The organism is Collinsella sp. AF39-11AT (assembly GCF_003474585.1).
Classification (GTDB): Bacteria; Actinomycetota; Coriobacteriia; order Coriobacteriales; family Coriobacteriaceae; genus Collinsella.
The window spans coordinates 136,590-162,707 of the sequence record NZ_QROG01000001.1; the positions used below are offsets into that span (position 1 = coordinate 136,590).

The following is a 26,118-nucleotide window of genomic DNA, read 5'->3' on the forward strand; positions in this document are numbered from 1 at the left end:
ACTAGAGACTAGCGAGTCTCTTTGTGCAGCGTGTGGTGACGGCACCAGGGGCAATACTTCTTGATCTCCATACGATCAGGCATGGTCGACTTGTTCTTGGTGGTCGTATAGTTGCGGCGCTTGCACTCAGTGCACGCAAGAGTAACTAGAGTACGCATGTATCCTGAACCTTTCATTTCCGCCCCGTACGGGCACGAGTTGTTACTTTATCAGCTCCACGTAAGTGCTGTCAATGAAAACCTCGAGTCAATTGGTTCTCGGTGGATCCATTCATATTTGGAACACATCAATGAAGCCATCGAGAGCTAATCGACGGTGCATCCAGGACCATTATCGATCCTCTCGACACCAGCAACGGCTCAATATCCATTGCAGAAAAGAACCCGGCACCCATATAAGTGCCGGGTTCTCTAAGTCAGCTATATCAAAGAGCTAATTTACTCAATGATCGTGGAGACGATGCCCGAACCGACGGTGTGGCCACCCTCGCGGATAGCGAAGCGCAGGCCCTCCTCCATGGCGATCGGGTGGATGAGGTCGCCCTCGATGGTGATGTGGTCACCAGGCATAGCCATCTCGGTGCTCTCGGGGAGCTTGACCGTACCGGTAACGTCGGTGGTACGGAAGTAGAACTGAGGACGATAACCATCGAAGAACGGGGTGTGACGGCCGCCCTCCTCCTTGGTCAGAACGTAGATCTCGCCGGTGAACTTGGTGTGCGGGGTAACCGAACCGGGCTTGCAGAGAACCTGGCCGCGCTCGATGTCCTCGCGCTTGATGCCGCGGAGCAGCAGACCGACGTTGTCGCCAGCCTCGCAGAAGTCCATGGACTTACGGAACATCTCGATACCGGTAACGACGGTGTTCTGGGTATCCTTGATGCCGACGATCTCGACGGGCTCGTTGAGCTTGAGCTCACCGCGCTCGACACGGCCGGTAGCAACGGTACCACGGCCGGAGATGGTCATAACGTCCTCAACGGCCATCAGGAACGGGAGGTCGTTGTTACGAGCAGGCGTCGGGATGTACTCGTCGACGGCGTTCATGAGCTCGCGGATAGCGTCCATCCACTTGGCGTCGCCCTCGAGAGCGCCCAGAGCGGAACCACGGATGACGGGGATGTCGTCGCCGGGGAAATCGTACTCGGAGAGGAGCTCACGGGTCTCCATCTCGACGAGGTCGATGAGCTCGTCATCGTCGACCATGTCGCACTTGTTCAGGAAGACGACGATGTAGGGAACGCCGACCTGACGGGCGAGCAGGATGTGCTCGCGGGTCTGAGCCATGGGGCCGTCGGTGGCGGCGATGACCAGGATAGCGCCGTCCATCTGAGCAGCACCGGAGATCATGTTCTTGACGTAGTCAGCGTGGCCCGGGCAGTCAACGTGAGCGTAGTGACGGGCAGCAGTCTCGTACTCGACGTGGGAGACGGAGATCGTAATGCCGCGCTCGCGCTCCTCGGGAGCCTTGTCGATGTTCTCGAACGCAGTGAAGTCAGCCTTGCAGCCCTCGGTCTCGGAGAGAACCTTGGTGATGGCGGCGGTCAGCGTGGTCTTGCCGTGGTCGACGTGACCAATGGTGCCGATGTTAACATGCGGCTTAGTGCGCTCAAACTTCTCTTTGGCCATAAAGCCCTCCTCTAAACAGGTCGTCCCCGGACGGGACTTTGCCTTTATACCATAGTGGCCTCTCAACATACTATTGAGAAGCCACCGTGTTACCTATGGTAGCGGTGACTGGATTCGAACCAGTGACGCCACGGGTATGAACCGTGTGCTCTAACCAACTGAGCTACACCGCCGGATGGAGCCTGCAACCAGACTTGAACTGGTGACCTCTTCGTTACCAACGAAGTGCTCTACCGACTGAGCTATACAGGCACTTGACGGGTGGGAGCTATAGGATTCGAACCTATGTAGGCAGAGCCAACGGGTTTACAGCCCGTCCCCATTAACCACTCGGGCAAACTCCCAATCGTTCAAGTATCCGCAGGTCCTTTGGTCTTTTGGACCGCCGCCCCCGCGAACGAAAAAGATAATACGATGCAACCTTGGGGGCTGTCAACGAAAACCTCTAGATACACGGTGCCGGGCGTATCTATATACCTTTGACCTGCTGTTTTGCCGGGTTTGGATATGAAGGACGCTGAATTTGCATGTAGCGGTGACATTTCCCGAGGGAACACTTTGGCGTAGTGGAGTGAGCCTGCAGAATATTGCTTCGATAACGACTCATTTGCACCTATATATAGGTCGGGATCGGGTTTCCCTGGCTCGACCGAGCGTGGATTTTCTCCCGTTTGAAATCGAGCGTGGATAATCTCCCACTTTTGGCCTGACTTCGAGCCCAAAGTGGGAGATTATCCACGCTCATTCACTAAGCCAGAGTGCTATAAAGCCGCAATCACTCGGGCCAGGACAATGTTGAGCCATAGAGCGGCTCCCCCTTTGTGCGGGGGTAGCGGCTCAAGTAGCACGATGAAAGAAGGTCGAAGAAATACGTTATAGCGTATTTCGAGTAAACGCCGAGTCGATCAATTCCGTTCCCCGCGTTGCCGAGTCGATAGACGCGATCGAAAGATCTCACATTCTCATCACTGCTAAACGCAGTGATGAGAATCTTCCTGCCCGAACGGCAATCAAGATACTCACGCGCCTGCGATGCAAATAGCCCGGAAACCGATACGAGTATTATCAAAGACTGAGAAGCATCCTCGACATTCTTCAATTCCGCGACATTTGCCCCGGCAACTATGCGAACTATTTTGCCTGTATAGAATAGTTCCTGTTGAAACCGTACGAGGTTGGCACTCACATTATTAGTACACCAGATTTCAACGTTTTTGTGCCTCCCTATTTCATCGGCAAGTTGCTTAATAACGACATCTGAAACGCCGCTTTCAACCTCTGCAAACATTTCGATCATGCGCACATCGAGCTCTGCTCTGTACTCCTCATAGCCGAATTCCTCCTCTCGGTGGCTTAAGTCGCTAGGAAAGACTGATTGAGTAAATGACTCTTTCAAATCTCTGAGAGACTGATAACCCAACCGATTGCAGAAACGTCGAACGGCAGAGCGCGTAACGAAAGCGTCGCGAGTTATCGCGACAACATTGATTTCGCTCGAGCGCCTAAGGTGAGCAATGAGATATTGGGCAATGGCAGCGTCGTTAGATCCACACTCGCTGTTGATGATGGAGCTAATGCGATTGAGCACATCAAAGCCATTGATATTCACCTGATCCCTCTTTCCATTCTCCTCAAAATCATGATTCATTTATTGAATCAATCAGCTTCGGTCGTTCTCCTATGATTCAAAACAGTTGACGTCATCTTAATCGTAATTCCGCCACACGTATCCACCGTGTTGAATGATGGAAAGGGGATTCATGGGCAACGTGAACAACATGCCGTTTCTCTGGGGTTCCGCCACGGCGTCTTATCAGTGCGAGGGTGCCTGGAACGAAGACGGCAAAGGCCTTGGCGAGTGGGATTTCTTTAGCCACACAAGCAATAAGAACATCAACCATGTTGACGGTGATGTATCTTGCGACTTCTACCATCGCTATGAAGAAGATATCCGCATGATGAAAGAAGGCGGACAAAACACCTATCGCTTCTCTCTTTCATGGAGTCGAATCATCCCCACGGGTATCGGCGAAGTGAATGAAGAGGGTATCGATTTTTATAATCGGGTCATTGATTGCTGCCTCGAAAATGGCATAGAGCCCAACGTTACGCTGTTCCATTACGATCTGCCATTCACGCTTGCTTGCAAAGGCGGATGGCTGAACAACGACATGGCAGAGTGGTTCTGCAAATACGCCAAGATTTGCTTTGAGCGCTTTGGAGACCGCGTCAAAATCTGGGCTACCGTTAACGAGCCGCATTTCTACAGCTACTGCGTAAACATGTTGGGCAACTATCCCCCCAATCGATCGCTCGACGTTCAGTCGTACATGCAGTTTCAGTACAACCTGATGCGCGCAAGCGCACTCGCAGTCCGAACATATCGTCAAATGGGCTACGACGGCATCATCGGCGCCGTCCACGATGGCGGCGTTGTCGAACTCGACCCGGCAACCGAGCACCCTGATGACGTATTTCGATACGCAGACTTTTTCGCCAATCGCATGATTCTGGCACCAGCGCTTCAGGGTCAACTGCCGCCAGAAATGGACGAAATCCTTGAAAAACTTGGCGTCTCGCTCTATCGATCCCCAAATGACGTAGAAGAATTCAGAGACGGTAAAGTCGATTTTATTGGACTCAACGTGTATTGCCGAGAGTATGTAACCGACTGGCACGGTGGAGAGCTTGCCGTTTCGGCGAACAATAAGGGCGGTTCGAGCAAAAAGGTCGAAGGAAAATGCATTGCGCCCTTGTTTGAAAGCGCCCGCGACAGCAATGTTCCCCGCAATAAATGGGGCCGCGAAATACTCCCAGGTTGCATGTATTCAACCATCATGGATGTCCACGAGCGCTATGACGCGCCCCGCATCTTTATTACGGAAAACGGACATGGCGCCTATGAGCAACCAGACGCAGACGGAATGATCCACGATGATGACCGCATCGAGCTTCTGGGCCAGTTCATCGAGCACATGATGAGGGCCAAGCGCGACGGCGCGCGCGTTGAGGGCTACTACCTCTGGTCGACGATGGATCTGTATAGCTGGATCAACGGCTACGAAAAACGATACGGACTTGTCCATATCGACTTCGAGAACAATCTGGAACGCACCCCCAAAAAGAGCTGGTATTGGTACCGAGACCTTATCTCGAAGTATCAGGAGCAGGAAGGTTAGGAGAAAGAGATGAAATATCAGGCAATGTCCGAAACAGTCCTAAAGGCTGTTGGCGGCAAAGAGAACATTACATCGGTAACTCATTGTGCGACGCGCCTTCGCATCGACGCACGAGACACCTCGATCATCGATCTCCAGCTCGCCAAATCGGCCGATCAGGCGCTCGGGGCAGTAGTCAGCGGTGGCCAGCTTCAGGTGATCATCGGCCCCAACGTCACCGAGGCTTACAACGACTTCCTCGACTTCGCGGGAATCGAAGTCGGCGGTGGCACGGTTGCCGACGATGCCCAAACCGCCAAAGACCTTGCAGAAGGCATTAAAAGCGGTAACACCGCCATGGGCTTGATTGAGAAATTCGGGAACGTCTCTGCACAGGTATTCATGCCCATCGTCCCGGCGCTCATCGTTGGCGGACTCATTCTTTCGATCAAGAATCTCCTGGTCAATTATTGCGGATTGAGCACCGATAGCGGAACCGCCCAGGTCCTGTTGGCGATCTTTAGCGCTTCGTTTAGCTTCTTGCCCGTTTATCTTGGTTATCAGCTCGCAGCCGTCATGAAGATGCAGCCCATCATGGGCGCATTGCTGGGCGCGATCATGATCAGCTCGTCCATTAGCGGTGCTGAGGGTCTCGACTTTCTTGGCATCCCCATCCCGACGAATGACTACTCGAGCACGGTGGTGCCAATCGTACTGGGCGTCGTGTTCATGTACTTCGTCGATCGCGGTCTTCAGAAAATAATCCCCGACGTTACCAAACTGTTCTTGAAGCCGCTGCTCACCATGATCATCGTCGTGCCTGTCGAGCTGATTATCCTTGGCCCCGCCGGCAGCATGATGGGCTACGCGCTGAGCGATGCCGTCACGTGGCTTATGGACAACGTGGCATTTATCGCTACTCCGATCCTGGCAGCCCTTAACCCCTATTTCGTCATGCTCGGTCTCGATAAGGCTTACATCGCAATCGAAGTTACGAGCCTGGCGCAGCTCGGTTGGGCACCCATTATCTTTGGATTCATCTCGAACCTCTGCATTGGCGGCACGAGCCTCGCCCTGGCAACTGCCATGAAGGGAAACAAAGAGAAGAGGGGTATGGTCACCACGGTTGCCGTCACCGCACTCTGTGGCGTAACCGAGCCCGCGTTCTACGGTTGCCTCATCGAGCGTCCCCGCCTGCTTGTCGGCACGGCAATCGGCGCGCTCTGCGCTGGACTCCCTGCAGGCATCTTTGTTCTGAAAGAGTATGTTGCGGGAGCATGCCCCGGCCTTCTTTCGGCACTCATCTTTATCGCTCCCGATGGGTCCATGGGCAACTTCGTGCTGGCATGCGTTGTCGCCATCATCGCCATCGTCGTCTCCTTCATCGCTGCACGCGTGATCATCAAGAAGAACCCCAGCTATATTGAGTAGATGCCCGCTGTTTGCATTGGGGACATCCTCGGCAGACCATTAGCAAGAACCCAAGAAGTTCCTTAGGAGCTCGATTAATCCATTCGGATTCCTGAGGCACAAACGACCCCGATTCCACAATGAAATCGGGGCCGTTGTTTCTAAAGCCGTCGATAGACAATCGGCGTTTACCTTAGCTCCCTATCCAAATTAATTATCCACGCTCGTTCTCCGGTCGGGAGATTTTCTTCGTTCGCGTGTCCAGAAATCCACGCTCGAACAGGACCCCATGTCCGCACCCGCCCTTGTCTCGATCTGTAACAGCAAGAGGCCTATTCCGCTTCTACATGTTACAGATCAAGATATTCCTAAAACACCCTAAGTTTCATCTCAATCTGTAACAGTTAGATGCCAAATATCGGTCTTGTTGTTACAGATTTAGACAAACTAGAGGACGAGACAAACCAAAAACGGGATGGGCGCCAACCCGATGGCACACCACCTACAAAGAAACGGGCCCTGTCCCACAGGGGAACAGAGCCCGAAACTTTCATGGAGCCAGTGACAGGAATCGAACCTGCAACCCACTGATTACAAATCAGTTGCGCTACCGTTGCGCCACACTGGCACACTTGGCGCTTTCGCGCGAAGCCTGTTAAGGATAAAGGAATTGAAGACGGGGCGCAACAGGCCCTTCGACCGACCACATCTCAAAACTATTCGCCAGAACGAATAGTTTTATCCGTTCGCCAAAACCAAAAACTATTCGTTTTGGCGACGGCAACCCACAGTCCATTGATTACAAATCAACGGGCCGGCCAATTGGGAAACGGGTCTCTATGGATAATCCCCTACCGTCCGCGCAGGGCCTTAAGCTTGGCCAGGGCATCGGGACTCAGGCGGCTGCCCAGAGTCATCTTGATCTGCGGGGCCTCCTCGGCCTCGTGAACGTCGTTATCAATCTGTTTGATCTCGTCCACCAGCATACGGCTCGAGATGCGCGTGACGCCCTTCCCCATGACGACAGCCTGGATCGTGCCGTCACTCGATACCACGGAGCACGCGCGGCCTTCCTCGCGTGCCTCGATGCAGAGCTTCTGCACCACGGTATCGGCAGAGACGCCCGTCGGCGAGAACTCGATGCGCACGCCGCGGGCCGGTAGGTTGGGGCGCTCGTTGGAGATGTTGCCCGCGCCGTCGAACACGATCACGGCCTCGTAACGGCCCTGGGCAAACGCCGCGACATCGTTGATAAGCGCAGTACGAGCCATATCGTGGACGTCGCTGGAATATGGATCGTCGGAATGGTCGTAGACGAGCTTTTCGTAGCGCGGCGTGCAGTGAATCACGTTGTAGCCGTCGACCACCAGCAGCTCGGGCTTATTGGAGTGCACCGTCGAGACCGGATCGGCGATGGCCTGCGCAAACGCATTGCCGCCCACACCATAGGTCGCGGCCGAAACGATCGGCTTGGCCGAGCCCTCGCCAAAGCGCTTGGCCTTGGACTTGGCGCGGTTCTTCTTGGACATGCGCTACTCCTCCCCCATGAGCTCGCCGGCATTGCGGCGCAACCACTCAAAGCACAGCGCAGTGGTCGCCTGGGCAACATTGAGACTCTCGGTCATGCCGCGCTGGGGAAGCTTGGTCAAAAAGTCGCATTTCTCAAGCACCAGGCGCGAGATGCCGTCGCCCTCGGAGCCCATGACGAGCGCAACGCGGCCCTCGAAGGGAGCATCCCAGCAGCTGCCCTCGGCGTGCTCGGAAGCACCGCCCACCCAAAAGCCGGCGGCCTTGAGGTCGTCGAGCGCTCGAGCGATGTTGGGAACCTGTGCGATGGGCAGATGCATAACGGCGCCGGCAGAGGTCTTGTAGCTGCCGACGGTCACACCGGCGGCGCGCTTGTTGGCAATGATGACGCCCGCCGCGCCCACGACCTCGGCAGAGCGCACGATGGCGCCAAAGTTACCGTCGTCGGTCACGTGGTCGAGCACGACGACAAGAGCCGGACCCTCGCCCGCGCGGTCGAGGATATCGGCAACATCGGCATAGGGGAAGTTGCCCACCTCGAGCGCAATGCCCTGGTGAGCGCCATGGCTCGACAGCGCATCGAGCTGCGCGCGCGGCACATACTTAATGCGGACACCCGCGGCGTTGAGATCGTCGACCAGGCGCGACAAGGCAGCATCGCGCTCCCCGCCCTCGGCGATGAGCGCGCACTTGACGGGAAAGCCGGTGCGCAGGGCCTCGGCGGCAGCACGGCGACCTTCGATAAACTCGCCCTTGGGGACCTGAATGTTGTCGCGGTTGCGATTTCGCTGCGGACGCGCAGCCTGGGCTTGGGAGCGCTCGCGCTGGCCCTTGGAAGCGGCAGCGCGGTCATTGCGGCGAATCGGGCGCGAGCCAGAAGCAGCCTGTTTGCCACCACGAGGCGCACGCTTGCGATTGTCGGCCATAAAGCGACCTCCTAAATACGACTATCAAACGAAACAAATAGACCGACCGCCCGAGGTGCGGCAGATTGCCTTGAAAGAGGAGGGCATAGACCTTGAGGTCATGCCCGACGATTGAAAGGCAAGGTGCCGTGGCTCGGGCGGTCGGCACGGGTTTTCCAAGTGTCCGAGATGGCCGTGAAAGAGGAGCGACGCGTACTTGAGTACGCGAGCGACGGTTTGAACGGCAAGGTCGGGTGCTTGGGAAACCAGCAGGGATTAGAGAGTCTTGATACGGGTGCCAGCTGCAGTATCTTCGATCGTCAGACCCAGGTCCTTGAGCTGATCGCGGATGGCATCTGCCAGATCCCAGTTCTTGGCGGCGCGGGCCTCGGCGCGGGCCTCGAGAATCTTGGCAGCGGCCTCGTCCACATCGTCGCCCGTGTAGGCGACCAGGCCGGCGGCAACGCCTAGCAGACCCAGCGGCAGCTCGACCTTGGGCTCGGGGAGCTCAACGCCAAACGTATCGAGCAGCTCGACCAGCGTATCGGCGGCGGCAAGCGCGGCGGCCTTGTCGGCAGCGTCGCCCGCCTGCTCCAGGTACTGGTTGCACTCGGTCACAAAGCCAAAGACGGCACCCATGGCACCAGCGGTGTTAAAGTCGTCGTCCATGCACTCCTTAAAGGTGGCACGGGTCTCAGCGGCCTTGGCGGCAAACGCCTCGGATGCTGCCTCATCGGCATCGGCCGTCGCATGGTTCGCGGCCCAGCGCAGGTTCTCGACCGTACCGGCGATACGCATGAGCGAGTTCTCGGCACCCTCCAGGCGCTCCCAAGAAAAGTCAAGCGGCGAGCGATAGCTCGTCTGCAGCATCAGCAGGCGCAGGGCCGCGGCAGAGTGCTGTTCGAGCACCTCAGCCAGCGTAAAGAAGTTTCCGAGCGACTTGGACATCTTCTCGCCGTCGACCAGCAGCATGCCCGTGTGCATCCAGGTGTTGGAGAAACCCTGGTGCCAGGCGCAGGTGGCCTGGGCGCACTCGTTCTCGTGATGCGGGAAGGCAAGGTCGGAGCCGCCGCCGTGGATGTCGATCGGGGTGCCCAGGTAGCGATGCACCATGGCGGCGCACTCGGTGTGCCAACCGGGACGGCCCTCGCCCCAGGGGCTCGGCCAGCTGGGCTCGCCGGGCTTGGCGGCCTTCCACAGGGCAAAGTCGAGCGGGTCGTTCTTGTCCTCGTTCTCCTCGATGCGCGCGCCAACCATAAGGTCGTCGATGTTGCGGCCCGAGACCTGACCATAGTTGGGATCGCTGCGCACGGCAAAGTACACGTCGCCGTTATCGGCGGCGTAAGCGTGACCCTGCTCGATAAGCGTCTTGATCATAGCGATCATGGGGCCGATCTCCTTGGTGGCGCGGGGGCGCACATCGGGATCGAGCACGTTGGCGGCGCGCATGACGCCGATGAACTTGTCGGAGAACTCCGTCGCGACCTCGGCGGCCGTTCGGCCCTGCTCGTTGGCGCGCTTGATGATCTTGTCATCGACATCGGTGAGGTTCTGGGCGAACGTGACCTCGTAGCCGCTCGCGATGAGCCAGCGGCGAATCACATCGAAGCTGATGAACGTGCGGGCGTTGCCGATGTGGATGTTGTCGTAGACCGTGGGGCCGCACACGTACATGCGGACCTTGCCGGACTCGATGGGCTGGAACTCTTCCTTTTTATGGGTAGCGCTGTTGTAGATACGCATTCGTTACTCCTTAACGGTTTTCTGTAGCAGGCAGACGGCCCAGGCGCCAATTCCCTCGCCTTGGCCTTCCCAGCCGAGCTTTTCGGTCGTAGTGGCGGCAACGCCCACGTTTTCGACGTCAACGCCCAGGGCATGGGCAAGGTTGGCGCGCATGGCATCGCGGTGCGGGGTGATCTTAGGCTGCTGGCAGGCAATGGTGCAGTCGGCATCGACAAACTCAAAGCCCAGCTCGCGCGCATAGTCCATCACGCGAGCGAGCAGCACCATCGAATCGGCACCCTCGTAGGCGGGATCGGTGTCGGGGAATAGCTTGCCGATGTCTCCCCCGCGGCAGGCTCCCAGAATGGCGTCTGCCAGCGCGTGTGCAAGCACATCGGCATCCGAGTGGCCCAGCAGGCCGCGCTCGTAGGGGATGTCGACCCCGCCGATGATACATCGACGCCCCTCCACCAAACGGTGGACGTCGTAGCCGTGGCCAATGCGCAGGTTACTGAACATGGGGAAGGTCCTCTCCCTCGGCCATACGGCCAAGCAGAATCGCGGTTACGGGACGCAGGTCCTCGGGCACCGTAACCTTAAGGTTGTCGCGCGGACTCTGGACGCAGCGGACGCGTCCACCCATGCGCTCAACCAGCGATGAATCGTCGGTACCGATAAAGCCCTCGGCGATGGCTGCGGCGTGAGCGCGCTTCATGGCGTCGACGCTAAAGATCTGCGGCGTCTGCGCGGCCCAATAGAGCTCACGCGGCGGCGTCTCGACGATATTATCGCCGTCGACGATCTTGAGCGTGTCGATCGCGGGCTGACCGCACACGACACCGTCGAGGGCGCGGTCGCCCACAAGCACGTCGATCGCATGATCGATGGCCTCGGTCGTGATGAGCGGACGGGCGCCGTCGTGGATGGCGACGTACTCAAAGCCCGCCGGCACCGCGTGCACGCCGGCGCGGGTGGAATCCTGACGAGTATCGCCGGCATCGGCAAAACTGATGGGCGTGTCATAGTCAAACGGGTCGATGGCCAGGCGGCGCATCTCGGCACGGCGCTCGGCAGGGCACACCACCACGATGTGGCCGACCTTGTTGCTACGATCGAACGCGCGGATGGACCAGCTCATGAGCGGACGGCCCGCCACGTTAACGAGCTGCTTGCCGCCGGGATTTCCAAAGCGCTGGCCGCTGCCGCCGGCAACGACCACGGCGCATACGGGCGCCATTATGCGTTCCCCTGTTTGGTGCCCTTCATGCGGTACAGGGAGTCCGCAAGAATGGCAGGGTTGTTGACGCCAAAGTCGCCCAGGCGCTCCGGATCCTCGCTGATGTCATCCATGAGCTCCTGCAGCGAGCCGTACTCGTCGACGATCTTCTCGGCCACGCCGTCGCGCACAACAGACACGCGCGAAAGCGTGCGCAGGCCCAGCGGCGTCATGACGGAGTCCTCGTCCAGGTCGTCGTAACCCAGAACCGCCGCCACATGCTGTGGGTCGGACAGGTCCTTAGGCGTCATACGGCTCAGGTTGGCGCGGATCTTTTCGGCATTGGCCTCGGAGGAATCGCTCGCATAGTCGCGAATCATCAGGTCGTACTCGGTATCCATGCTGGAGCCGGCGAGCTGCTCGAGCTGCATCTGCACGAGCTTGCCCTGGTTGCCCAGCTTGACAATGCAATCCTTAAGTTCGGTCTTTGCCTGCTGCATGATCTCGAAGCTCGAGAAAATCCCGGTAATGTCGGCGAGCGTAACGTAGTCGTCGAGCTCGAGGGCCGTCAGGCGCAGCAGGGAGCGGTCGAGCGACTGACGGGTAGTCTGGAGCGTGGCGACGAGCTGGTTGACCGAGCTCATGATGGTGGTGACGGGCTGGATCTCGTAGCTCTTGCCGTGAACGTACACGTTGACGACGGCACGACGGGCCGAGACCGAGATCACGATGGCATCCGTGAGCACCGACATGCGGGCGGCGGTGCGGTGACGCATGCCCGTCTCACTCGTGGCAAGCGAGGGATCGGGATTGAGGTGGAAGTTGGCGCGCAGGATCTGGGTGAGGTCGCCGTCGATGACGATGGCGCCGTCCATCTTGGAAAGCTCGAACAGGCGGTTCGAGGTAAACGAAATGTTGAGCGGGAAGCCGTCGTTACCAGCAGCGAGCACGTTTTCGGTGTCGCCGACGCAAATAAGAGCGCCCAGGTGACCAGCAATGATCATGTCGAGGGCGGTGCGGATCGGCTGGCCAGGTGCCGTCAGGCGGATGGCCTGTTCCATACGCTTTTGCAGCTCGTTCTTATCCAAGGCATCGCTCCCATCGCATACGCTCCATAAACGCTAAATAGTTTCTCACGGTTTGTCCCCGCGGCGCTCGCGAAATCCGATGCTTACAGAATGAGCGAACACCGCTGAGAGCCTCAACCCAAATGAGCTGTTCATGTGGTAGCATCGGGATTCACATGAATGAGGGAGTAGTCGCGTGACCGGGTTCGCCTCCGGTGGCGCGGCAAGTCAACATACTGGCCGACACGGTCTGGCTTGCCTTAATGAACGAGACTCGTGGTTGTACGCGCGGCGCGTACGCCACGGGTCTTTTTTGTTGCTCCCCTGTCAGAAGTACACGCGGGTTCGCCCGCAAGGAGGGAGCCAAACCATGGGACTCGTAGAGCTCGTGCTGCTCGCCATTGGCCTTTCGATGGACGCCTTTGCCGTATCCATCTGCAAGGGCCTTGGCATGAAGAAGATCAACCTTAAGGTCGCCGTAGTGCTCGGCCTGTTCTTTGGCGGCTTCCAGGCCGGCATGCCCGTGATCGGATGGGCGCTTGGCAGCCAGTTTATGGGCATCATCGGCCCCATCGACCATTGGATTGCCTTTATCCTTTTGGCCTTCATCGGCGGCAAAATGCTGTGGGAGGCTTTTACCGAGGACGAGGATGAAGGCGACGGCAAGAATGCCGAAAAGATTGAACTGAGCGAGTACCTGATCCTCGCCATCGCCACTTCAATCGACGCCCTGGCCGTGGGCATCTCGTTCGCCGCGCTTTCGGTCGACATCGTTCCCGCTGTATCGCTTATCGGCGTCACAACGTTTATCTTCTCCGTCGCCGGCGTAGCGATCGGCCACACCTTTGGCGCGCGCTACGAAAAACCTGCCACCATCGTGGGCGGCATCGTGCTCATCCTCATCGGACTTAAGATCTTGCTTGAGCATCGGGGGATTTTGGCGCTGTAACGCCAAACACAATCGCTCAAAACTCAACGCCAGTACAAGGCCTCATGCAAAGTTTTGCATGAGGCCTTTTCGTGCAGACTTTTGCATGTCATACTGATATGCAAAAGTCTGCACGTTAGGAGATCGCCGTGAATACCCTTCCCATCACCACACCGCGCCAAGCTGGCATCTACGTGCGCCAGGCACGCGAGGCTCAGGGTCTCACCCGTGCCGCCCTCGCCAAAACGGCCAGTGTTTCAGAGCGCCTGCTCGCATCGCTCGAGCTAGGAGACGCCACCGGCATTCGACTCGACAAGTTGCTGTCCGTCTTTAACGCACTCGGCATAGGTCTCTTTGCGCAAAGCGATAACGACTCCATCGCATCGCCCTCCGAACATCCGACGACGAAAGCGGACCTCCCTATCGCGAACTCGAATGCCCTGCCAAAGCCAAGCGTAGGCAGACGACCCGCTCGACAAGGAACGCCATCTTCCTATGGTGCCTTGCTGGCCCAAATCGCAGCCGAGCAAGGCCTTTCCGACACTTCAGACGTCTCCTTTGACTGTAAGGTTGTGAAATAAATGGCAGAGATGGAGCTTGCGACCCTCATTTGTGGCGAAATCGCAGGCACTCTCCGGCAAGACGAGCATGGACTCTGCAGCTTTGTATACGCCCCAACCTATCGCGGAGCACCACTATCGCTTACAATGCCGCTTTCCAATCGCACGTATGGCCATAACATCGTCCGCCCGTTCCTATTTGGCCTTTTGCCCGACAGCCAAGAGCAGCGTCGCGCTATTGCCGCCGAGCATGACGTTGCATCCAACAACCCCGTCGCCCTCTTGTGCCATATCGGTCTTGACTGCGCAGGGGCCGTTCAGTTTTGTCGAACCGATCAATTAGGCGCCGCCCGCGGCAGGGTCTCGGCATACCGCCCGCTTACCAATTCTCAAATCGCTCACAAGCTCAAAGCAATTCGCGATGACGAAAGAGAGACATGGATGGGCTCCAACGAAAGCTGGTCCCTGGGCGGCAACCAAGGCAAATTTGCACTAGCTTGGCATGATGGCCAATGGTGCGAATGTCTAGGGTCATCCCCCACTACCCATATCTTCAAAAATGGTGTCGTTGGGTTCAAACATCAGGCCTTAAACGAATTCGTCTGCATGAAAACGGCTCGGCGTGTTGGCATTCCAACTGCCAACGTCTCCTATTGCACATTTGAAGACGAAGCCGCGCTCGTCGTTGAACGGTACGACAGAATTGTCAATAGCAGCGGAAATATCGAAAGGCTGCATCAGGAGGACTTTTGCCAGGCGCTCGGTGTATTGCCAAGCCAGAAATACACCGCCGACGGAGGACCAACCACACGAGACATCCAAGAACGACTGATTAACACAGTCCCCCACCACATGAATCTTGTGCTTTTTACCTATATGTTGTTCTATAACGCCATTATCGGAGCGCCTGACGCACACGCTAAAAACTACTCGCTCATCCTAGGTAAAGGCACAAACGCAGCGCTCGCACCCATGTACGATGTCGCATCGGGCTTGGCGTACGAGCGTATGCGCCGCCGGGCGCGCCTTGCCATGAGCGTTGGCGGCGAAAATCGAGTGGGGCGCATCGGTCCAGGCGCTATCCGCCGATACCACGGTATGGGCGACCCCGCGCTGGAGGCGGCGCTCACCGATGCCGGGCTATCCGAGAAGTTTTGCTTTGCGACCATGATGGACCTCGCCTACGAGGTGCCCATTTGCATGGAAGAGATCATGGACGAATACGCCGACCTGCCCGGCATGGCGGACCTGCGCGAGCACATGCTCGGCCCCGTCCGCGAAAACTGCCAGCGAACCCTCGACCTCATCAGGGCGGATATGGGCTAGACGCCAATCAATTTCCCATTTCTTAAAAGAAGAGAGGGGACACCTGTCGCAAAAGACCGGGTACCCCCTCTCGTAATGTCATTTGCAATCCGCTAGCACGTGGCTCGGACTGCTGCTAGCGCAACCTTTACGCGGCGAGGCGCTTGAGCACGTCGATGAGCAGCTCGTAGAAGCGCTCGGCAGAAGCGAGCTCCATGCTCTCGTCCGGGGTGTGGACATCGGAGAGCGTCGGGCCCACGGCGATGGCATCCAGGCCGTGCAGGGCCTCGGCAAACAGGCCGCACTCAAGGCCGGCGTGAATGGACTCGATGCGCAGCTCGGAGCCAAAGAGCTCGCGATAGCTCTCGACAAAGACGTCGCGGACCGGCGAATGCTCGGCATAGCTCCAGCCGGGATACTCGAACTCAAACTTGGCGTCGAAGCCCAGGACATCGGCAAGCGTCTGCAAACGATCCTTGAACTCGTTCTGCAGCGAGGTGATCGAGGAGCGCGGGGAAAGCATGATCTTAACCTCGTCGTCAGAGGTGGCAACCACGCCGATGTTGGAGGAAACCTCGACTGAGCCGTCGGTGGCGACGTTGCGGCGAATCACACCATTGGGGGCAAGACGCAGAGCGCGGATGAGGGCAAGCGCGGACTTCTGGTCCATGGCCTCGACCTCGGCGTCGTCGGCAATCTCGACGGTGCAGGTAAAGCCGGGGTCGAAGACCTCGAGCTCGGCAGTGACGTCGGCGATGATGTCCTTTGCGATCTGGGCCGCGGCCTCGGCGGCAGCGTGGTCGGCATAGACCAGAACAGCCTTGCACTCACGGTTGATGGCGTTGTCCTTGGTGCCGCCGTTAAAGCTCACGATGGCGGGCTCGCCGGCAACCATCAGGCGGTCGATGATGCGGGCCATGATGAGGTTGCCGTTGCCGCGCTCCAGGTGGATATCGCTGCCGGAGTGGCCGCCCAGCAGGCCGGAGATGTCGAGCGTGAGGGTGCTACCGGTCTTGTGCTCGCGCGCGATGGGGCAGGTGTAGGTAACGACGACGCCGCCGGCGCAGCTGACGGTGGCAACGCCCTCTTCCTCGGAGTCAAGGTTAATCATGGTGCGGGCGCTAATCTGGGACTTGTCGAGCGTCTCGGCGCCGACCAGGCCAGTCTCCTCGTCGGTGGTGAATACGCACTCGAGGGCGGGGTGAACGATCGAATCGTCATCGAGAACAGTGAGCATAAGCGCGACGGCGATACCGTTGTCGGCGCCCAGAGTGGTGCCGTTAGCGGTGAGGACGCCGTCCTTGACGACCAGGTCAATACCGTCGGTCGTAAAGTCGTGCTCAACAGAGCCCAACTTGTCGCACACCATATCGATGTGGCCCTGCAGCATCACGGTCGGAGCATTCTCGGCGCCGGCAGAAGCGGGCTTGCGAATGATGACGTTGTAGACCTCGTCCTGGTACACATCGAGGCCGCGCTCCTTAGCAAACGCAACCAGGAAATCGCTGATGCCCTTCTCGTTGCCAGACCCACGGGGGATCGCGCTGACCTCCTCAAAGAAATGGAACAGTTGGGCGGGCTCGTAGCCGGTGATCTTGTAATCCATGGTGCCTCCTTGGCGCAACTGGTTAGACAGTAAGACATGCGACTTGTATATTCCCAGACTTTGCGTGCATAAACCAGTCGAAAACGCCGAGCGCCCTTGCATCATCGGCTAACGGCGGGGAAACGCCACTTTATCAAGGTAAAGCAAGCTAGACGGGCCGTGCAGAGGGAACGTTGGACCCCCCAACCAACCTCAACGCCTGTTGAACATTAATGCATACACCATTGGTGTGTTTAATAAGATTCTTGTCCTCCGTCACGACGTAATCGGCATCAATGCGATTGGCGACGCCCAGCATCAGGTCGTCCTCAAAGTCATTGTGGTGGTACTTGAACACAAAGGAGTCGAAGACCTCGTCTGCACCGACCGGGGCGATGAGGGCTAGCTCGCGCATCTGTCGAACGCATGCCCAGGCCGTTTCGTCTGCCGCCGCAATGGCGTTATCGCTCAGTGAGCCAGTCTTTCTTCGGCACTCCTGCTTGATTGCCGCCGAGACAAGATATGAAACGTCTTTGACCGAAAGCGACGAGGCAAACAGGGCAATCCGCTCCGAGGCGTCGGCAATCTCGATCAGATGGACGACATTTGCCGTACGGTCGGACCTGCCAGAAAAATAATCCATCCATACGTTGGTATCGATTAACAGCTTGAGGACGCCTTCTGTGCTCATAGTTCCACCCACTCGGGATAGCGCTCCGCCATGGCCTCCTCATAGAGGTCGTCATAGTCTCCCGAGAACTCAGGGATGGGGATGCCGTATTTGAGGCACGAATCGCGAACGATATGGCTGCCTTGCGCGGCCCTTGACTCCATGCGCCGGGGCTCCACTCCGTCAGAAACCGGAGCCGCCGCGTCTCCCTTCGAGGGCATGCGTCCGTTAACGACCAGATACTCCCAAAGTGTCCGAACGGCTTGTGACGGCGTCATGCCAATATGAGTCAGGACGGCGTCTCCCGCCTCTTTGAGCTGGCGATCTATACGCACGTTCATCTGAACTGGCCGCGTGTCGAGTATTGACGTAGGCATATCAGCTCCTTTGCTATACTATATCTCGATTTTAGTATAGCACGGCAGATTGAAGCGCATTTCAATAGAAATGAGGGCGCTTCCTTATCGGAAACGCCCCCGTTATACAAGGTATGTTCAATCCCTACAGCGCACCAGAGCCGGCTTGCATCATGCCACCGGGGCCCGAGCTCACGCCACTGCTCACAGGCGCGGCGTTTCCGGTGTGCGGCGCCGCCGGAGCGGTATCGCCACCGAGCGTGCCCGCCGGACGCGGTGCCGGGATCTCGCCCGTGCCGTGGCTAAAGACAAACTTGCCATCGGCCACGTCGCACAGGACGGTATCGCCCTCGCCCCACTCGCCGGCCAGAAGCTCCTCGGACAGCGGGTCCTCGATGAGCTTTTGAATAGCACGACGCAGCGGACGTGCGCCATTGGTAAGATCGGTACCCTCGGCCACAATCTTGTCGTAGGCCGCATCGGTGAGCTTGATGTTCATGCCGTTTGCGATCAGGCGCTGGCGCAGATCGTCCACCAGCAGGTGCGCGATCTTGGTGAGATTCTCGCCCGTGAGCTTCTGGAACACCACAATGTCGTCGATACGGTTGAGCAGCTCGGGGCGGAACAGGCGCTTGAGCTCGCCCATCGCGCGGCCCTTGATTTCACTCGACGTGAGACCCTGCTCGCCGGTGGTGCCAAAGCCAACGCTCGCATCCTGTGCGATCTCGCGGGCGCCCACGTTGGACGTCATGATGATCACGGTGTTGCGGAAGTCGACCGTCTTGCCCTGGCTATCAGTCAGGCGGCCCTCCTCCAGCACCTGCAGCAGGATGTTGAAGATGTCGGGGTGCGCCTTCTCGATCTCGTCGAACAGCACGACCGAATACGGGTGACGACGAACGGCCTTGGTAAGCTGACCGCCCTCGTCGTGACCCACGTAACCCGGAGGGCTACCGATGAGCTTGGAGACCTCGAACTCGCTGCCGAACTCCGACATGTCGAAGCTGATGAGCGCGTCCTTGCTGCCAAAGAGGTACTCGGCGAGCGTCTTGGCGAGCTCGGTCTTGCCTGTGCCGGTGGGACCCAGGAAGATAAAGCTGCCGCCGGGGCGACGCGGGTCCTTGAGCGGCGAACGGCTGCGGCGCACGGCCTTGGCGACGGCCTCGACTGCCTCATCCTGACCGATGATGCGCGTCTTGAGCACGCTTTCGGTCTGCAGCAGGCGCCGGCTCTCGCTCTCGGTGAGCGAGGAAACCGGCACGCCAGAGGTCACGGACACGATGTCGGCGATCTGACTCACGTCGATGGTGAGCGGGCTGGCGTCGAGCTCGGCGGTCCAGGCGGCCTTGGCTTCGGCGAGTTCAATCTCGGCGGCCTTCTGCTGCTCGGTGATCTCGGCGGCCTTGTTCATGTCATCGCTCTCGGTGGCCTCCTGCGCGGCGGCCTTGAGCTCCTCTATACGCTGCTCGGCCTCGCGCACCGGCTCGGGCGCGCGATTCGCGGCGATGCGAGCGCGGGCACCGGCCTCGTCGATGAGATCGATGGCTTTATCGGGCAGGAAGCGATCCTGGATGTAGCGGTTGGAAAGGTTCGCGGCGGCCTCGATAGCACCCTGCGTATAGCGCACATGGTGGTGCTCCTCGTAGCGCGGCTTAAGCGCGGTCAGGATCTTGACCGTGTCCTCGACGCTCGGCTCCTCGACATCGATGGTCTGGAAGCGACGCTCGAAGGCCGGGTCCTTGGTGAGGTACTTGCGGAATTCCTCGGCCGTGGTGGCGCCGATAATCTGGAAGGCACCGCGCGCGAGTACGGGCTTGAGCATGGAGCTCGCATCGATGGAGCCCTCGGCAGAACCGGCACCGATGATGGTGTGCATCTCGTCGATAAACAGGATGACGTCGTCCGCTTCGGTGGCCTCCTGGATCACGTTCTTGAGGCGCTCCTCAAACTCGCCGCGATACTTGGCACCCGCCACGAGACCCGGCAGGTCGAGCGTCCAGATATTCTGGTTCATGAGGTTCTCAGGCACGTTGCCGGCTGCTATCTGCTGAGCCAGGCCCTCGACGATGGCCGTCTTGCCCACGCCGGGATCGCCCAGGATGAGCGGGTTGTTTTTGGTGCGACGCGAGAGGATTTCCATCATGCGCTGGACTTCCTTTTCGCGACCAATTACAGGGTCGAGCTCGCCGTCGCGCGCCTTCTGCGTGAGGTTGGTCGCGAACTGCTTGAGCGTGTCGGTGCCACTCCCCTTTTGCTGAGAGGCATCCGAGCCGCTAAAGAACGGCAGGCCCGCACCGGGACGCCCGGCACCGGCACCGGCGAGCGGACGCTTCTTGTCCTGGTCCTTGGCGGTGAGTTTCTCGATAGCCTTTTTAATGGAAGCAGACGACACGCCCAGGCGCATGAGGATGTCCATGGCCATGCCGTTGCCCTCTTCGACGATGCCGATCAGCAAGTGCTCGGTCGAAACGTAGGTCTGGTTGTTCTCGCGTGCCACGCGGAAGGAGCGCTCCATCACGCTGATGACGAGCGGCGTAAAGGCGAGCTTGGCAGCCTCGGTCTCCTCGCTGGGCTCGGGAACCGTGGTCTGGACCTCTTTGAGGGTATCCATGATGTCATCGTAGGAGATGTCGAGCGAACGCAGCGCCTCGGCGGCAATGCCCTCGTCCTCCTTGGCAAGCGCGAGCAGCAGGTGCTCGGTGCCCACCTTATTTGAGTGCAGATCGAGCGCCTCCTGCTTGGCCATGGACATGACCTTGCGCGCGCGATCGGTAAAACGGTCTAACATGCTAGTTCCTCTTAGACGAGCTAGTTTTTCAAACGCAAAGCGCCACTCGTGGCGGCGCTTTGGTCTCTTTACCCATATGGAGTATATGTTAACCGTTGGGACCTTTCCTGCCCGTAGCCGCGCGACAACGTCTACAAAAAAGGAATTGCCAGGTGCCTCTGCATCGGCCCAACGAGCGTGGATTTTCGGACACCCATTCCACGAGCGTGGATAATCTCCCGTTTTGAGCCCGTAAACAGGCCAAAAACGGGAGATTATCCACGTTCATGTTTTGCGGATCAGTTTCATTTGCACCAATTAGCTGGTGTGACGCCAGCGAGAGTCGGTGAGGGTTCTCGCCACGCCCAGGCCAACGGGCAGAAACGCCACAATGAGCACTGCACGCACAAACCAGCCGAGCATATTGACCGTGTCGAAGGTGCACATGTAATACATCGAGCGATACAGATACAAGCCCGGCACCATAATGACAATCGATGGCACCGTGAGGGCGATACGTGGGTAGGTGAGCTTGATTTCGGCTAAGCTCGCGAGCAGGCCCGATACCAGCGCACCGATAAACGCTGCCGCCTCGGGAGGCATACCTAAGCTCAGGCCCAGGAAGGGAAACAGCGCCGGCGCATCAACAAGGGTCAGACGCAAGGTATTGGACACGGCGCCGATCAGCCCAGCTGCCGCGGCCATCTTTACCGGGCTGTTGAACATCACCGAGAAGCCGAATACGCCAACAAAGCTCATCACCACGCGCAGGAGCGTAAGGGCAAGCGGCGAAAGGCCGAGCGGGGCAAAATCATCCGGTGCCAGCCCCACACACTCGGCAACCATCCAGCCCACAAGGGTCGCCATCACAATAATCGACACGGCATACGAAAGACGCTCAATGCCGCTTCGCATATCGAGCTTAGCGATGTCGAGGCCTGCCGTAATGAGGGGAAAGCCGGGAATCACAAAGAGCATGGCGCCGATATAGCCTTCTTGGTGCGACATTGCCCCCGGTACGACCTGGCCAAGGCCGAGCAATGTCAGCAGATACGAAACGCAAGCGAGCGCAACGCCAATCGTCAGCGCGCTAAACTGGCCAAGACCCTGCTTGAGAATATGAGAGCGAGCAAAGTTGCCAACACCAGCGCCTACGAATGCGCAGGCCATCTCGATAGGGCCGCCGCCGAGCAAAAAGACGAAGGCGCCGCAAGCACAAGCTGCCGCAAGGCCCTGTTGCCAGGGAGAGTAATCGGGTTTTGAACTCTCAACGGTCTTGAGCATCTCGTGGTATTCGTGCACGGTAAACCGGCGCCCATACGTCTCGATTTCCTTTAGGAAGCTCTCCATCATCCAAATGCGATGGGTATTGACTCCCGTTGTGGGCAGGCTGACAACCTCGTTAAAGCAGTGGCCATCTTCGATGCAGGTGCACTCAAACGACAGAAGACTTAAGTCAACGTGGACGGTGACACCGAGTACGGCGGCAACGCGATTCATGGTATCGCGTACACGCCAGGCACCCGTTCCGCTCGCGAGCATAAGCATACCGGTGCGGCAGATGATGGATGACTTATCGGTGAGCGGTGCATCGACGGCAAGCTCATCGCCTGCCGTCACGATCTGGTGCCAGTCTGTTTTCATATGGAGTGCGCCGGCACGAACACCGTGGTGCATGGGGGCTCTCGAAAGCAGCGAGTCAAGGCGCGAAGACTGTGGGGGCTCCGTTGATTCGTCCTCAACCTCATCAGTCTCTTCATCGACCAGATCAAATGAGTCAAGCGATGCCGGCTCGCGACGATCGATTAGCTCCTCATCCTCATCGTCAAAGTAATTGAACTGATCGAGCATGTCCTCTTCGATTGCACGCTCGCTCGCGTCGTCCATATAGACGCTCCCTTCCTACCGACTAACCCCCATCCTAGGCAGCAACGGCTAAAGGAAACATAAAAGAGACGGCTGCCATGCGAGCCATGTGCTCAATAGCCGTTGGGTAGTCGTTTAAGAACGTCCCCAATGACTATTGACGGCCAAGGCAACGCCGATGTATTGGCAACGTCAGCGAGCGGGCCGCATTTGAGACAAGGTGACGTGAAACGAAAGGGCGCTGACCTTCTGGTCGCGCCCTTGAAATTGAACGTCAGATTGTCCAAATGCGGCCCGCGCAGTGTCGAGCCGTTACGCGGTTCGTAGAACCGCGTAACTAGTTAGTACATCTTTGCGCCGGCGGGGATGGAAGCGTCGAGCTGGATCAGATTGAGACGCTCCTCGCCCTCCTCCTCGTGGATAGCGCTGATGAGCATGCCGCAGCTGGGAATGCCCATCATCTTGCGCGGAGGCAGGTTGGTGATGGCGAGCAAGGTCTTGCCGACCAGGTCCTCGGGCTCATAATAACCGTGAATGCCGGAGAGGATGGTACGATCGGTGCCGGTGCCGTCGTCGAGCGTAAAGTTCAGCAGCTTCTTGGACTTCTTGACGGCCTCGCACGCCTTGACCTTCACAGCGCGGAAATCGCTCTTGGAGAAGGTATCAAAGTCGACGAACTCCTCAAACAGCGGCTCGACGGCAATCTTGGAATAATCAACCGTGGGCTTGAGCGGCTTGACGAACGGGCTCGCGGTGTTGCCGGCCTCGGCAGCCTTGGCGGCAGCGGCACCGGACTGGAAACCCTTCTCGGGCTTCATGTGCGGGAACAGCAGCACGTCGCGGATGGAAGCCTGGTTGGTGAGCAGCATGACCACGCGATCGATACCGATGCCGATGCCGCCCGCAGGAGGCATACCGTACTCGAGGGCGCGCACGTAATCCTCGTCGTACTCCATGGCCTCGTCGTCGCCGCCAGCCTTCTCGGCCATCTGGGCGGCAAAGCGCTCGGCCTGGTCGACCGGGTCGTTGAGCTCGGAGAACGCGTTGGCGTACTCGTGACCGGCGATAACCAGCTCAAAGCGGTGCGTCAGGCGCGGGTCGTCCTCAAAGCGCTTGGCAAGCGGGCTGACCTCGATGGGGTAATCGCACACGAACGTGGGGTTGACGATGGTGTCCTCGCCCAGCTCATCGTAGATCTCGGCGATAATCTTGCCGGCGGTCCACTCGGGCTTAATCTCCAGGCCCTTCTCGCGCGCGGCAGCAGCAAGCTCCTCGACCGGCGTATCGATGGTGACCTGTTTGCCGAGCACGTCGGAGACGATGTCGGTCATGGGACGGCTGGCCCACTCACCAGAAAGGTCGATGGTCTGACCCTGGTACTCGATGACCTCGGGGTTGCCGATGGCCTTGTTAGCCGCCTTAATGACACCCTGGGCGAGCGCCTTCATGCCCTCGAGGTCGGAGAAGGCACGATAGGCCTCCATCGTGGTGAACTCGGGGTTGTGGGTAAGGTCCATGCCCTCGTTACGGAAGATACGGCCGATCTCGAACACGCGCTCAAAACCGCCGACGATGCAGCGCTTGAGGTGCAGCTCGGTAGCAATGCGCAGGTAGCACTCCTGATCGAGCGCGTTGAAGTGCGTGATGAACGGCTTAGCCGTAGCGCCGCCCTGGATGGTCTGCAGGATGGGGGTCTCGACCTCCATGTAGCCGTCGGACTCCATAAAGCGACGGAAGGTGGAGAGAATCTGCGAACGCTTACGGAACGTCTCGCGAACGTCGTCGTTGGCGATCAGGTCAACATAGCGCTGGCGATAGCGGGTCTCCTTATCGGAAAGACCGTGGAACTTCTCGGGCAGCGGACGAACGGCCTTGGCAAGCAGGGTCGCGCTCTTAGGGGCAACGGAAAGCTGGCCGCGCTGGGTGCGCACAACCACGCCGGTCACGCCCAGGATGTCGCCCAGGTCGAGGGACTTGAGCGTATTCCAGGCAGCCTCGTCCATGTCGTTGATGCGGCAGAACAGCTGAATCTCGGCAGTCGCATCGCGTACGACGATGAACATGATCTTGCCCTGACCGCGCTTGGCGACCACACGGCCGCCGATCTTCACGACGTCCTCGGTGTCCTCGCCATCGGCAAGCTCGGCGTACTTAGCCTCGATATCGGCAACGTAGTCCTCAAGCTCAGAGTGCTCGGGATAGGGGTTCTGGCCCGCCTCGAACAGGGCGGCGCGCTTGGCCAGGCGGGTGGCGCGCTCGTCGTTGAGCGTCGATGCCTGATCTGCGGCGTTCTGGTTCTCTGCCATAAGTTAGCTCCTCGAACTAAAACGCTCCCCAGGATTCGGTCCCAGGGAGCGAAAACATACCTTTACGCGGGACCGTGGTCTAGCGTGCAATCTTGGCGATGGTGTAGACGCGAGTCTTGCCGGAAGGCGTAACGACCTCGACGGAGTCGCCCTCGCCGTGACCGATGATGGCGTGGCCGACCGGAGACTCGTTGGAAATCTTGTGCTCGAGCGAGTTGGTCTCGGTGGTACCGACGAGCGTGACTTCCATGACCTCACCGTTGGGATCAATCAGAGAAACGGTGGAACCGATGGAGACGGTCAAATCACCTGTGGTGGCAGCAACCTGAGCGTTGGCAAGGATGGCCTGGATCTCGGCAATACGAGCGGCGTTCTGGGCCTGCTTGTCCTTGGCGGCATCGTACTCGGAGTTCTCCGAAAGGTCGCCGAACGCGCGGGCTTCCTTGATGTCCTCGACGATCTCCTTGGCGTAATCGCCCTCACGCCAAGCGAGCTCCTCGACGAGCTTCTGGCGGCCCTCAGCGGTCAGTACGATCTGGCTTGCGTCCATACGGATATCTCCCCAACTCTGATCAAACAATCAACTGTCAACAAAACGAAAAAGACCGGCTAGCCTGCGGGCAAGCCGGTCAGGTGCTCACCCCAAAGGGATGGGACTACTCTGCGTCCGCGTCGCTGTCCTCTGCCTGCTTCTTCTTGGCAGCAGCGAGCTTGGCCTCGAGCTCAGCGATCTCCTTGTCCTCCTCGGACTGCTCGACCACGACCTCCTCGGCCTGCTTGGTCTCGGCCTTATCGTCGCCCTCCATACCCTCACGGATATTCTTGACGGTAGAGCCGAGGGACTTGCCGAGCTTCGGCAGGTTCTTGGGCCCGAAGATAATCAGGACAACGACGAGAATAATGATGAGCTCAGGAGCCCTCAGTCCAAACATGTAGACCTCCACAATACAGCGAGACAAGCTCGAATGAGTATACCGCGGGTATCGCGGTATCACAACAATAGCTAAAAAAAGGGACCGCAAGAAGCGGTCCCTCCTCATGCTCTGGTCGGGTTGACTGGATTTGAACCAGCGACCCCTGCGTCCCGAACGCAGTGCTCTACCAAACTGAGCCACAACCCGTTAGCTCGACTATAGTAACAA

General features: G+C 58.5%; 22 protein-coding genes and 5 tRNA genes. 5 read left to right on the forward strand and 22 right to left on the reverse strand.

Annotated elements, in window-relative coordinates; all coding sequences use genetic code 11:
• Positions 1 to 8: 8 nt before the first annotated feature.
• The 6 genes from rpmG to DW037_RS00695 all read right to left on the reverse strand — a co-directional run bounded on the left by rpmG (position 9) and on the right by DW037_RS00695 (position 3,237).
• Positions 9 to 158 (reverse strand): 50S ribosomal protein L33, encoded by a 150-nt coding sequence (rpmG, locus tag DW037_RS00670; RefSeq protein WP_022093895.1) that lies wholly within the window; start codon positions 156 to 158, stop codon positions 9 to 11.
• A 279-nt stretch (positions 159 to 437) separates the two neighbouring features.
• Complete coding sequence (gene tuf / locus DW037_RS00675) at positions 438 to 1,628, reverse strand: elongation factor Tu (RefSeq protein WP_118372635.1); 1,191 nt, start codon at positions 1,626 to 1,628, stop codon at positions 438 to 440.
• Positions 1,629 to 1,724: 96 nt separating this feature from the next.
• A tRNA-Met gene (locus tag DW037_RS00680) sits at positions 1,725 to 1,801 on the reverse strand.
• A 3-nt stretch (positions 1,802 to 1,804) separates the two neighbouring features.
• A tRNA-Thr gene (locus DW037_RS00685) sits at positions 1,805 to 1,880 on the reverse strand.
• Between the two features lie 10 nt (positions 1,881 to 1,890).
• Positions 1,891 to 1,972: transfer RNA gene (locus DW037_RS00690), tRNA-Tyr, on the reverse strand.
• Between the two features lie 431 nt (positions 1,973 to 2,403).
• Positions 2,404 to 3,237 carry a MurR/RpiR family transcriptional regulator gene (locus tag DW037_RS00695; RefSeq protein ID WP_158550969.1) on the reverse strand — a complete coding sequence of 278 codons (834 nt, stop codon included), beginning with the start codon at positions 3,235 to 3,237 and terminating at the stop codon, positions 2,404 to 2,406.
• Between the two features lie 151 nt (positions 3,238 to 3,388).
• Between DW037_RS00695 and DW037_RS00700 the strand changes: the two genes are divergently transcribed.
• Together DW037_RS00700 and DW037_RS00705 are read left to right on the forward strand one after the other, a co-directional pair.
• Positions 3,389 to 4,807 carry a glycoside hydrolase family 1 protein gene (locus tag DW037_RS00700; RefSeq protein WP_117635377.1) on the forward strand — a complete coding sequence of 473 codons (1,419 nt, stop codon included), beginning with the start codon at positions 3,389 to 3,391 and terminating at the stop codon, positions 4,805 to 4,807.
• Between the two features lie 9 nt (positions 4,808 to 4,816).
• Complete coding sequence (locus DW037_RS00705) at positions 4,817 to 6,217, forward strand: PTS transporter subunit EIIC (RefSeq protein WP_117646058.1); 1,401 nt, start codon at positions 4,817 to 4,819, stop codon at positions 6,215 to 6,217.
• Positions 6,218 to 6,749: 532 nt separating this feature from the next.
• On the opposite strand, the gene DW037_RS00710 is transcribed toward DW037_RS00705, so the two are convergent.
• From DW037_RS00710 to disA, 7 genes are all read right to left on the reverse strand, one after another.
• Positions 6,750 to 6,824 (reverse strand) — tRNA-Thr (locus tag DW037_RS00710).
• Positions 6,825 to 7,047: 223 nt separating this feature from the next.
• The gene (locus tag DW037_RS00715) at positions 7,048 to 7,725 is read right to left on the reverse strand and encodes an NYN domain-containing protein (RefSeq protein WP_055309418.1); all 678 of its coding nucleotides are present in this window, start codon (positions 7,723 to 7,725) and stop codon (positions 7,048 to 7,050) included.
• A gap of 3 nt (positions 7,726 to 7,728) precedes the next feature.
• On the reverse strand, positions 7,729 to 8,649 hold the full coding sequence (rlmB, locus tag DW037_RS00720; RefSeq protein ID WP_117563795.1) for a 23S rRNA (guanosine(2251)-2'-O)-methyltransferase RlmB: 921 nt from the start codon (positions 8,647 to 8,649) through the stop codon (positions 7,729 to 7,731).
• 255 nt (positions 8,650 to 8,904) lie between these two features.
• Positions 8,905 to 10,371 (reverse strand): cysteine--tRNA ligase, encoded by a 1,467-nt coding sequence (gene cysS / locus DW037_RS00725; protein ID WP_118372636.1) that lies wholly within the window; start codon positions 10,369 to 10,371, stop codon positions 8,905 to 8,907.
• A 3-nt stretch (positions 10,372 to 10,374) separates the two neighbouring features.
• Entirely contained in the window at positions 10,375 to 10,869 is a 495-nt protein-coding gene (gene ispF, locus DW037_RS00730; RefSeq protein ID WP_006234975.1) for a 2-C-methyl-D-erythritol 2,4-cyclodiphosphate synthase, read from the reverse strand.
• A complete protein-coding gene (ispD, locus tag DW037_RS00735) occupies positions 10,859 to 11,587 on the reverse strand; it encodes a 2-C-methyl-D-erythritol 4-phosphate cytidylyltransferase (RefSeq protein ID WP_117769324.1) in 729 nt (242 codons plus the stop codon). The genes ispF and ispD overlap by 11 nt, the downstream gene beginning before the upstream one ends.
• The gene (gene disA, locus DW037_RS00740) at positions 11,587 to 12,627 is read right to left on the reverse strand and encodes a DNA integrity scanning diadenylate cyclase DisA (RefSeq protein ID WP_369831362.1); all 1,041 of its coding nucleotides are present in this window, start codon (positions 12,625 to 12,627) and stop codon (positions 11,587 to 11,589) included. The genes ispD and disA overlap by 1 nt, the downstream gene beginning before the upstream one ends.
• A 376-nt stretch (positions 12,628 to 13,003) precedes the next feature.
• Here disA and DW037_RS00745 point away from each other — a divergent pair, with 376 nt between their 5' ends.
• From DW037_RS00745 to DW037_RS00755, 3 genes are all read left to right on the forward strand, one after another.
• Positions 13,004 to 13,582 carry a manganese efflux pump MntP family protein gene (locus DW037_RS00745; RefSeq protein WP_118372637.1) on the forward strand — a complete coding sequence of 193 codons (579 nt, stop codon included), beginning with the start codon at positions 13,004 to 13,006 and terminating at the stop codon, positions 13,580 to 13,582.
• Positions 13,583 to 13,710: 128 nt separating this feature from the next.
• On the forward strand, positions 13,711 to 14,142 hold the full coding sequence (locus tag DW037_RS00750) for a helix-turn-helix domain-containing protein (protein WP_158571890.1): 432 nt from the start codon (positions 13,711 to 13,713) through the stop codon (positions 14,140 to 14,142).
• Entirely contained in the window at positions 14,143 to 15,447 is a 1,305-nt protein-coding gene (locus tag DW037_RS00755; protein WP_117635967.1) for a type II toxin-antitoxin system HipA family toxin, read from the forward strand.
• 127 nt (positions 15,448 to 15,574) lie between these two features.
• Here the strand turns inward: DW037_RS00755 and DW037_RS00760 are convergent, their stop codons facing one another.
• The 9 genes from DW037_RS00760 to DW037_RS00800 all read right to left on the reverse strand — a co-directional run bounded on the left by DW037_RS00760 (position 15,575) and on the right by DW037_RS00800 (position 26,097).
• Positions 15,575 to 17,032 (reverse strand): aminoacyl-histidine dipeptidase, encoded by a 1,458-nt coding sequence (locus tag DW037_RS00760; RefSeq protein ID WP_117635966.1) that lies wholly within the window; start codon positions 17,030 to 17,032, stop codon positions 15,575 to 15,577.
• A gap of 148 nt (positions 17,033 to 17,180) precedes the next feature.
• The gene (locus tag DW037_RS00765; RefSeq protein ID WP_117635965.1) at positions 17,181 to 17,702 is read right to left on the reverse strand and encodes a PIN domain-containing protein; all 522 of its coding nucleotides are present in this window, start codon (positions 17,700 to 17,702) and stop codon (positions 17,181 to 17,183) included.
• Positions 17,699 to 18,058, reverse strand: a complete 360-nt coding sequence (locus DW037_RS00770; protein ID WP_099432102.1) for a type II toxin-antitoxin system RelB/DinJ family antitoxin — start codon at positions 18,056 to 18,058, stop codon at positions 17,699 to 17,701. Before DW037_RS00770 ends, DW037_RS00765 begins: the two co-directional genes overlap by 4 nt.
• 124 nt (positions 18,059 to 18,182) lie before the next feature.
• Complete coding sequence (locus tag DW037_RS00775) at positions 18,183 to 20,825, reverse strand: ATP-dependent Clp protease ATP-binding subunit (protein ID WP_117635964.1); 2,643 nt, start codon at positions 20,823 to 20,825, stop codon at positions 18,183 to 18,185.
• 297 nt (positions 20,826 to 21,122) lie between these two features.
• On the reverse strand, positions 21,123 to 22,691 hold the full coding sequence (locus DW037_RS00780) for a threonine/serine exporter ThrE family protein (protein ID WP_199408686.1): 1,569 nt from the start codon (positions 22,689 to 22,691) through the stop codon (positions 21,123 to 21,125).
• Positions 22,692 to 23,011: 320 nt separating this feature from the next.
• The gene (lysS, locus tag DW037_RS00785; RefSeq protein ID WP_117635963.1) at positions 23,012 to 24,976 is read right to left on the reverse strand and encodes a lysine--tRNA ligase; all 1,965 of its coding nucleotides are present in this window, start codon (positions 24,974 to 24,976) and stop codon (positions 23,012 to 23,014) included.
• Between the two features lie 79 nt (positions 24,977 to 25,055).
• Positions 25,056 to 25,526 (reverse strand): transcription elongation factor GreA, encoded by a 471-nt coding sequence (greA, locus tag DW037_RS00790; protein ID WP_006234960.1) that lies wholly within the window; start codon positions 25,524 to 25,526, stop codon positions 25,056 to 25,058.
• A 106-nt stretch (positions 25,527 to 25,632) separates the two neighbouring features.
• Positions 25,633 to 25,908 (reverse strand): twin-arginine translocase TatA/TatE family subunit, encoded by a 276-nt coding sequence (tatA, locus tag DW037_RS00795; protein WP_022094895.1) that lies wholly within the window; start codon positions 25,906 to 25,908, stop codon positions 25,633 to 25,635.
• Between the two features lie 112 nt (positions 25,909 to 26,020).
• Positions 26,021 to 26,097 (reverse strand) — tRNA-Pro (locus tag DW037_RS00800).
• Positions 26,098 to 26,118 lie beyond the last annotated feature (21 nt).